The following is a 7,223-nucleotide window of genomic DNA, read 5'->3' as shown; positions in this document are numbered from 1 at the left end:
GGAAAAAGGAATTTTGCAAAGGTCTCGGCCTTTTTTTAACCTTATAACCCGATTAGGCTTTTGGTTTTAAAGCGGCAGCTTCGCGAGCCAGACGGGTGATGGTATCCCAGTCTTTGTTTTTGATGGCTTCTTTCGGAGTCAGCCATGAGCCGCCGACGCACAAGACATTAGGCAGTGCCAAGTACTCGGGGGCAGTTGCCAGGCTGATGCCGCCGGTCGGGCAGAAGCGAACATCGGCGTAAGGGCCGTACAGGGCTTTGAGCATGGCTTTGCCGCCAACGACTTCGGCAGGGAAGAGTTTGAGGGTATCGATGCCGTGTTCCAAAGCCAGTTGGACTTCGCCCGGAGTGGCAACGCCGGGAATCAAGGGGATGCCGCTGTTGTGGCTGGCTTTGGCGAGGGATTCGTGCAGACCCGGGCTGATAGCGAAAACCGCGCCTGCGTCTTCGACGGCTTTGAGCTGTTCGGGGTTGGTAACCGTACCCGCGCCGACGATGGCGTTAGGCACTTCTTTGGCAATCAGGCGGATGGCGTCAAGGCCGACAGGGGTGCGCAGGGTGATTTCGAGGGTGGGGATGCCGCCTTCGACAAGGGCATGGGATAAATCGACGGCAGTACTCAAGTCGTCAATCGCCATTACCGGCACAACTGCGCCGGCTGTCAGGATTTCACGAGGGGTCAGTTTAGACATTTTAGGTCTCCGTTGGGGACTGTATCGTAATAGGGTCGTTAACAGTTTCAAACGGCCTGTTTGTTTTAAAAGGCCGTCTGAAAAGGGTTAGGCAAATTCGCCGCCGAAGCTCATGGCACCGGTTTCTGCGCTGCTGGTCATGCTGCGGAAGTTGGCGAAGAGTTCGCGGCCGCAACCTTGTTGGTTGGCGCTCAAGTCGATGCGCTCGACTTCGCGGGCGTTCCATTCGGCTTCGTTGATCAGGACGTTGAGTTCGCCGGTAACGGAGTCGAAGCGGATCAGGTCGCCGGTACGGATTTTGGCGATGTTGCCGCCCATCAGGGCTTCGGGCGTCATGTGGATGGAGGCCGGAACTTTGCCGGACGCACCGGACATACGGCCGTCGGTCAGCAACGCTACTTTGAAACCGCGGTCTTGCAGAATGCCCAAAGGTGGGGTCAGTTTGTGCAACTCGGGCATACCATTGGCGCGCGGGCCTTGATAGCGGACGACGCAGACAAAGTCGCGTTCCAACTCGCCGCGCTCAAACGCAGCCAAAACTTCGCGTTGGTCGTTGAACACGATGGCAGGCGCTTCGATGATGCGGCAGCCTTCGCGCACGGCAGATACTTTAATCACGCCGCGACCGATGTTGCCTTTCATCAGACGCAAACCGCCGTCTGGGGAGAACGGGTTGTCGGCTTTGCGCAGGATGTCTTCATTGCCGCTGGTTTCAGGGGCTTCGCGCCATTCGAGTTTGCCGTCGATGAGGAAAGGCTCTTTGGTGTAGTGGCGCATACCGTGTCCGACGACGGTATCGACATCGTCGTGCAACAGGCCTGCGTCCAGCAATTCGCGGATGACGAAAGGCAGGCCGCCGGCCGCGGTAAAGTGGTTCACGTCGGCTTTGCCGTTTGGATATACACGGATCAGCAATGGGATGATGGAAGAAATTTCGTCGAAGTCGTCCCAGTTCAAAATCACGCCTGCGGCACGCGCCATGGCGACGAGGTGCATGGTGTGGTTGGTCGAACCGCCGGTCGCCATCAGGCCGATCAGGGCGTTGATAAAGGATTTTTCGGTCAACATTTCGCCCAATGGTTTAATGGTGCCGTTTTTAATGCCGCGTGCGAGGTGTCCGGCAGCGTAGCGGGTCAGGGCTTCGCGCAGGTCGGTATAAGGGTGGACAAAGGCGGCGGCGGGCAGGTGCACGCCCATCATTTCCATCATCATTTGGTTGGAGTTGGCTGTACCGTAGAAGGTACAAGTACCCGGGCTGTGGTAAGAACCCATTTCGCTTTCAAGCAAGGCATCACGGCCAACTTTGCCTTCGGCGAAAAGTTGGCGGGTACGGGCTTTTTCTTTATTGCCGATACCGCTGGACATCGGGCCTGCCGGAACGAAGATGCCTGGAATATGGCCGAAAGACAACGCACCGATCATCAGGCCGGGAACAATTTTGTCGCACACGCCCATAAACAGGCTGCCGTCAAACATTTGATGAGACAGACCGATAGCGGTACTCATGGCAATCACGTCGCGGGAGAACAGCGACAATTCCATACCGGCGTAGCCTTGGGTAATACCGTCGCACATGGCGGGTGTACCGCCGGCGACTTGGGCGGTCGCGCCGTTTTTCTGTGCTTCGTCTTTGATTTGATCGGGGAAGTCTTTAAACGGCTGGTGTGCGGAAACCATGTCGTTGTAGGCGGTGATGATGCCTAAGTTGGGGACGGTATCCTGAAGCATTTCGATTTTGATGCTTTTGGGCATGGCGGCATAGCCGTGCGCCAAATTGCTGCAGCCGAGTTGGTTGCGCTCTAAGCGTCCCATCTGTTTGGCACTGCGGATTTTCGCCAGATATTTTTCACGCGTCGGGCGGCTGCGCTCGATGATGCGCTCGGTAATCTCGGCGAGTTTAGGGTGAATAGGAGTGGGGTTCATGTGCTGTCTCCTGGCAAAACGATATGATAGGGATTTTGTTTGCGCGTTTCTGATTTTTGTATTGGGTGTTTTTTCAGACGGCCTGGAGCTGTGGGAATAAATAATGAGTGCCGTCTGAAATGTTGAAGATTTCTCTTCGAAGCGTCTGGGTATTATAGTACAAATTCTGTAATTTTGTTACAAAATAATTCGCTAAGTGGAAGAAATTTGATTTAAATCGAGGTATGGTCAATTCGTAAAATGTTGGGCTGCAAAAGTCATCAAACTTTTATGTTAAATCAAACAATTTGTAAAAATGAGAATGGACAAAATCTGTAGCCATGTGTAGTATTACTACTCACTAGCCCGCTTGTTTGAAATTTTGGTGCAGGCGATTGGTTTTTTACTGCTTATTGCTTAAAGGCTTTTGATTTTAATTGATTTTTATGGATGATGACAGTCCAAAAGTTTTGAAGCAAGCTTCCTCAACGAGAGATGAAACAATGAGTACACAGACAAATTTTGATTTGGTGTTGTTTGGCGCGACCGGCGATTTGGCAATGCGTAAACTTTTGCCTTGCCTGTATCAGGCGCATGTAGCCGGTTTGCTTCATCCCGAAGGTCGTATTTTGGGCGTAAGCCGCAGCGAATTGGATACCGCCGGCTTTTTGGCTAAAGTGGAAACGAATTCTAAAATCCATGTCAAACAAAATTTCTCAGATGAAGCGTGGGCGTCGTTTATCCAACGCATCGAGTATTTAAAAGTCGATGTTACAGAGAAAGGCGATTTCATTGCCTTGGGCGACTTGGTAAAAGCACGCAAGAATACTGAAAATGTCGTAATCTACCTCTCAACTGCGCCGAAATTCTTTGCGCAAGCCTGTGAAAACCTTGCCGAAATCGGTTTGAATGCCGATAACGTGCGTGTGGTTTTGGAAAAACCGTTGGGTACGGACTTGGCCTCTTCCCAGCAAATCAATACAGATGTAGCCCGTTATTTCAAAGAAGAACAAATCTATCGTATTGACCATTATTTAGGTAAAGAAAGCCTGCAAAACTTGCTGGCTTTGCGTTTTGCCAATGTGATGTTCGAGCCGTTGTGGAACAACAAATATATTGAAAGCGTACAGCTGACCATCGCCGAGCAGTTGGGCGTGGAAGAACGCGGCGAGTTTTACGACATTACCGGTGCGTTGCGCGATATGGTGCAAAACCACTTGATGCAAATGCTTTGTATGACTGCGATGGAAGCACCGGCGAGCTTGGATGCCGATGCCGTACGCGACGAGAAAGTGAAAGTCATCAAATCGCTGAAACCGCTGACCATCGAATCCGTCAACGAAAATGTTATTCGCGGCCAATATGTTGCAGCAAACGGCATGAACGGCTATCTGGAAGAAGTCAACGTTCCGCAAGACAGCTTTACTGAAACCTATGTCGCCATCAAAGCCGAAATCGAAAATGAGCGTTGGAAAGGCGTACCTTTCTACCTGCGTACCGGCAAACGCATGGCAGGCAAAGTGGCGGAAATCGTGTTGAACTTCCGTCCGCTGCAAAACCATATTTTTGACAACAGCCAACCTGCGCCGAATCGTTTGGTTATTGAACTACAACCGACCGAATCCGTCCGCCTTTACACCCAAGTGAAAACCCCGGGGGCAGGCAACAAAGTCGAAGTGACACCGATTGGCGTGGACTTGGGCGCAGCCTTAGAGGGTCGCCGCGCCGAGGCTTATGAGCGCCTGCTGCTGGATGTGATTAACGGCAAACTCGCTTTGTTCAACCGTCGTGACGAACTCGAAGCCGCTTGGGAATATGTGATGCCGATTTTGGAAAACTGGGCGAACAATACAACGCCTCCACATGCTTACGAAGCCCATTCTTGGGGTCCTGAAGCTGCGCGCGCGCTGTTGGCCCGTGACGGCAACAAGTGGCACGAAGAGCAATAATATTTCTTTCAGACGGCCTTGTTTTCCAACAAAAGGCCGTCTGAAACCATGAAAGGACGAAACATGTTTGTTTGGCACGAACAAGAAAACGCTGCAACTGCCGCGCAAGCTCTCGCCGATGCCGTTGCCGCCGCATTACAAGCCACGTTGAATGAGAAAGGCCATGCGGTTTTGGCCGTTTCCGGCGGTCGTTCGCCGATTGCGTTTTTCGAGGCTTTGTCGCAAAAAGATTTAAATTGGCAAAATGTCGGTATTACTTTGGTGGACGAGCGTATCGTTCCGACCACGCATGCCGACAGCAATACGGGCTTGGTACGCGAATATCTGCTTAAAAATAACGCGGCCGTTGCTACATGGATTCCTGTTGTTGAAGACGGAAAATCTGAAACTGAATTACAACCTGAAGTTGTCGTTGCTTACGCATTGAAACATTACAAGCAACCTGACGTGCTGGTGTTGGGCATGGGCGGAGACGGGCATACGGCGTCGTTGTTCCCTCAAGCGCCTCAATTACAGGCCGCAATCAATGAAGATGATGACCCGACATTGATTCATACTACGCCGGTTACCGCGTCGCATGAGCGTGTGAGCATGACTTTGGGTGCGATTGCCAAAACGCCGAATGTATTTTTGGCCATTCAAGGCGCAGAGAAAAAAGCGGTATTCGACAAGGCTGCTGCAAAGGCCGATACCGAATATCCGACCAGTCTGATTCTCAATCACCAAGGAATTAACTGCCATGTCTACTATGCACACTGAGGCTTATCCTCGTTTGGTCGCCGATATCGGCGGTACGAATGCCCGTTTTGCACTTGAAACTGCACCACAGGTTATTGAAAAAGCTGAAGTCTTGCCTTGCAAGGATTACGACACCATCATCGATGCCGCCAAAACTTATTTGGAACGCGCAGGCAGCCCGAAAGTTTTGCACGCTGCCTTTGCGATTGCCAATCCGATTTTGGGCGACTGGGTGCAGATGACCAACCACCACTGGGCATTCTCCATCGAAACCACCCGTCAGGCTTTGGGTTTTGAAACGTTGATTCTGTTGAACGACTTTACCGCCCAAGCTTTGGCGGTAACACAAACCGATAAGAAAGACTTGATACAAATCGGCGGCCAAAAACCAATCGAGTTTGCACCTAAAGCCGTTATCGGTCCGGGTACCGGTTTAGGTGTCAGCGGTTTGGTGCACAGCGCTGCCGGCTGGGTGGCGTTGGCAGGCGAGGGCGGCCATACCAGCTTCCCGCCGTTTGATGATATGGAAGTGTTGATTTGGCAATACGCTAAAAACAAATACGGTCATGTTTCTGCCGAGCGTTTTTTGAGCGGCGCAGGTTTGAGCCTGATTTACGAAGCATTGGCCAAACGCGACAACATCAAACAATGTCATCTGAAACCTTCTGAAATCACCGATAAGGCATTGAGCGGAACATCGCCGATTTGCCGTCAGACTTTGGATATTTTCTGCGCCATGTTGGGTACGGTCGCTTCCAATTTGGCTTTGACCTTGGGCGCGCGTGGCGGCGTGTATTTGTGCGGCGGGATTATCCCGCGCGTGTTGGATTACTTTAAAACGTCTCCATTCCGCAGCCGCTTTGAAAACAAAGGCCGCTTTGAAGCTTATCTTGCCGCTATTCCCGTGTATGTCGTATTGAGCGAATTTCCGGGCATCGTCGGCGCGGCGGTGGCATTAGACAATCATTTAAATAACGTTTAAACACACAAACGGCGGTGCAGGGCAGGGTACGAAAATGTGCCTTGTCCTGAACGTCAAAGAATCAAAGGGTAGAGTATATGTTAAGCAAAATCAGCGAATCATTGTCCAATCTCTCCGGCGCAGAACGCAAAGTTGCCGAATCTGCGCTGGCCGAGCCGAAATGGTTCGTTCATGCCGCTGTGGCGGAAATCGCCGAGCGTGCATCCGTCAGTCAGCCGACAGTAATCCGTTTCTGCCGCAGTCTGGGTTACAAAGGTTTGCCTGAGTTCAAACTCGCTTTGTCTGCCAGCATCGGTCATGAAGGCATGCCTTACGTTCATGAAGAATTGAACGCCGATGACAACATGAGCAGCGTGGTCGAAAAAGTATTGGGCAATGCCGCAGCTTCCCTTTTGGGCGAGCGCCGCTTCCTGAAAGAATCTGAGCTGGAAAACGCGATTGCTATTCTGATGCACGCGCGACGCGTTGAGTTTTATGGTGTTGGTAACTCCGGCATCGTCGCCCAAGACGCGCAACACAAATTCTTCCGCTTCGGTATGTCCACCGTTGCCTATGTCGATACGCATACCCAGCTGATGGCGGCTTCCGTATTGACCGAGCAGGATGTGTTGGTAGCGATTTCCAATACCGGCTCATCTATCGAACTATTGGATGCGGCCAGTATCGCCAAAGAAAACGGCGCAGCCGTTATCGCGCTGACCCGCAATGATTCGCCGTTGGCTCAAATGGCCGACTGCGTATTGAGCATTGCCACTCAGGAAAATGCCGAGCTTTATACGCCTATGGTGTCCCGTCTTCTGCAGTTGGCCGTTATCGACATTCTTGCCATCGGCTTGGCCTTGCGCTTGGGCGACACTGCCAGCACGCAACTGCAAAAAAGTAAAAAAAGCATACATAACAAACACATCGAATACGATAAAGATTGATTCTTCACTGATATCTTCAGACGGCCCCAACCCAC

The 7,223-nt window shown here is 51.6% G+C and carries 6 protein-coding genes; 4 read left to right on the top strand and 2 right to left on the bottom strand.

Annotation, left to right across the window (positions count from 1 at the left end; genetic code table 11):
- Positions 1–52: 52 nt before the first annotated feature.
- The gene (locus tag HMPREF2700_RS06565) at positions 53–691 is read right to left on the bottom strand and encodes a bifunctional 4-hydroxy-2-oxoglutarate aldolase/2-dehydro-3-deoxy-phosphogluconate aldolase (RefSeq protein ID WP_003745733.1); all 639 of its coding nucleotides are present in this window, start codon (positions 689–691) and stop codon (positions 53–55) included.
- Positions 692–778: 87 nt separating this feature from the next.
- Positions 779–2,614, bottom strand: a complete 1,836-nt coding sequence (gene edd / locus HMPREF2700_RS06560; RefSeq protein ID WP_070591071.1) for a phosphogluconate dehydratase — start codon at positions 2,612–2,614, stop codon at positions 779–781.
- A 482-nt stretch (positions 2,615–3,096) separates the two neighbouring features.
- On the opposite strand from edd, the gene zwf reads away from it, so the two are divergent.
- The 4 genes from zwf (at position 3,097) to hexR (ending at position 7,188) form a co-directional block, all read left to right on the top strand.
- The gene (gene zwf, locus HMPREF2700_RS06555; RefSeq protein ID WP_070591070.1) at positions 3,097–4,542 is read left to right on the top strand and encodes a glucose-6-phosphate dehydrogenase; all 1,446 of its coding nucleotides are present in this window, start codon (positions 3,097–3,099) and stop codon (positions 4,540–4,542) included.
- 63 nt (positions 4,543–4,605) lie between these two features.
- Positions 4,606–5,301: a 6-phosphogluconolactonase gene (gene pgl / locus HMPREF2700_RS06550; RefSeq protein WP_070591068.1), complete on the top strand. Its 696-nt coding sequence runs from the start codon at positions 4,606–4,608 to the stop codon at positions 5,299–5,301.
- A complete protein-coding gene (locus HMPREF2700_RS06545; RefSeq protein ID WP_070591067.1) occupies positions 5,282–6,262 on the top strand; it encodes a glucokinase in 981 nt (326 codons plus the stop codon). Before pgl ends, HMPREF2700_RS06545 begins: the two co-directional genes overlap by 20 nt.
- Before the next feature lie 77 nt (positions 6,263–6,339).
- Positions 6,340–7,188, top strand: a complete 849-nt coding sequence (gene hexR, locus HMPREF2700_RS06540; RefSeq protein WP_049352085.1) for a DNA-binding transcriptional regulator HexR — start codon at positions 6,340–6,342, stop codon at positions 7,186–7,188.
- Positions 7,189–7,223: the final 35 nt, after the last annotated feature.

It is taken from the genome of Neisseria sp. HMSC068C04, from assembly GCF_001810105.1.
In the GTDB taxonomy this organism is placed as follows: Bacteria; Pseudomonadota; Gammaproteobacteria; order Burkholderiales; family Neisseriaceae; genus Neisseria; species Neisseria flavescens_B.
The sequence above is the reverse complement of the archived record's forward strand: the minus strand, read 5'-3'. Positions and strand labels throughout refer to the sequence as shown.

Coding starts and splice junctions, on each gene's coding strand:
- pgl (WP_070591068.1), top strand. CDS start 4,606: ATGTTTGTTTGGCACGAACAAGAAAACGCTGCAACTGCCGCGCAAGCT.
- edd (WP_070591071.1), bottom strand. CDS start 2,614: ATGAACCCCACTCCTATTCACCCTAAACTCGCCGAGATTACCGAGCGC.
- HMPREF2700_RS06565 (WP_003745733.1), bottom strand. CDS start 691: ATGTCTAAACTGACCCCTCGTGAAATCCTGACAGCCGGCGCAGTTGTG.
- zwf (WP_070591070.1), top strand. CDS start 3,097: ATGAGTACACAGACAAATTTTGATTTGGTGTTGTTTGGCGCGACCGGC.
- HMPREF2700_RS06545 (WP_070591067.1), top strand. CDS start 5,282: ATGTCTACTATGCACACTGAGGCTTATCCTCGTTTGGTCGCCGATATC.
- hexR (WP_049352085.1), top strand. CDS start 6,340: ATGTTAAGCAAAATCAGCGAATCATTGTCCAATCTCTCCGGCGCAGAA.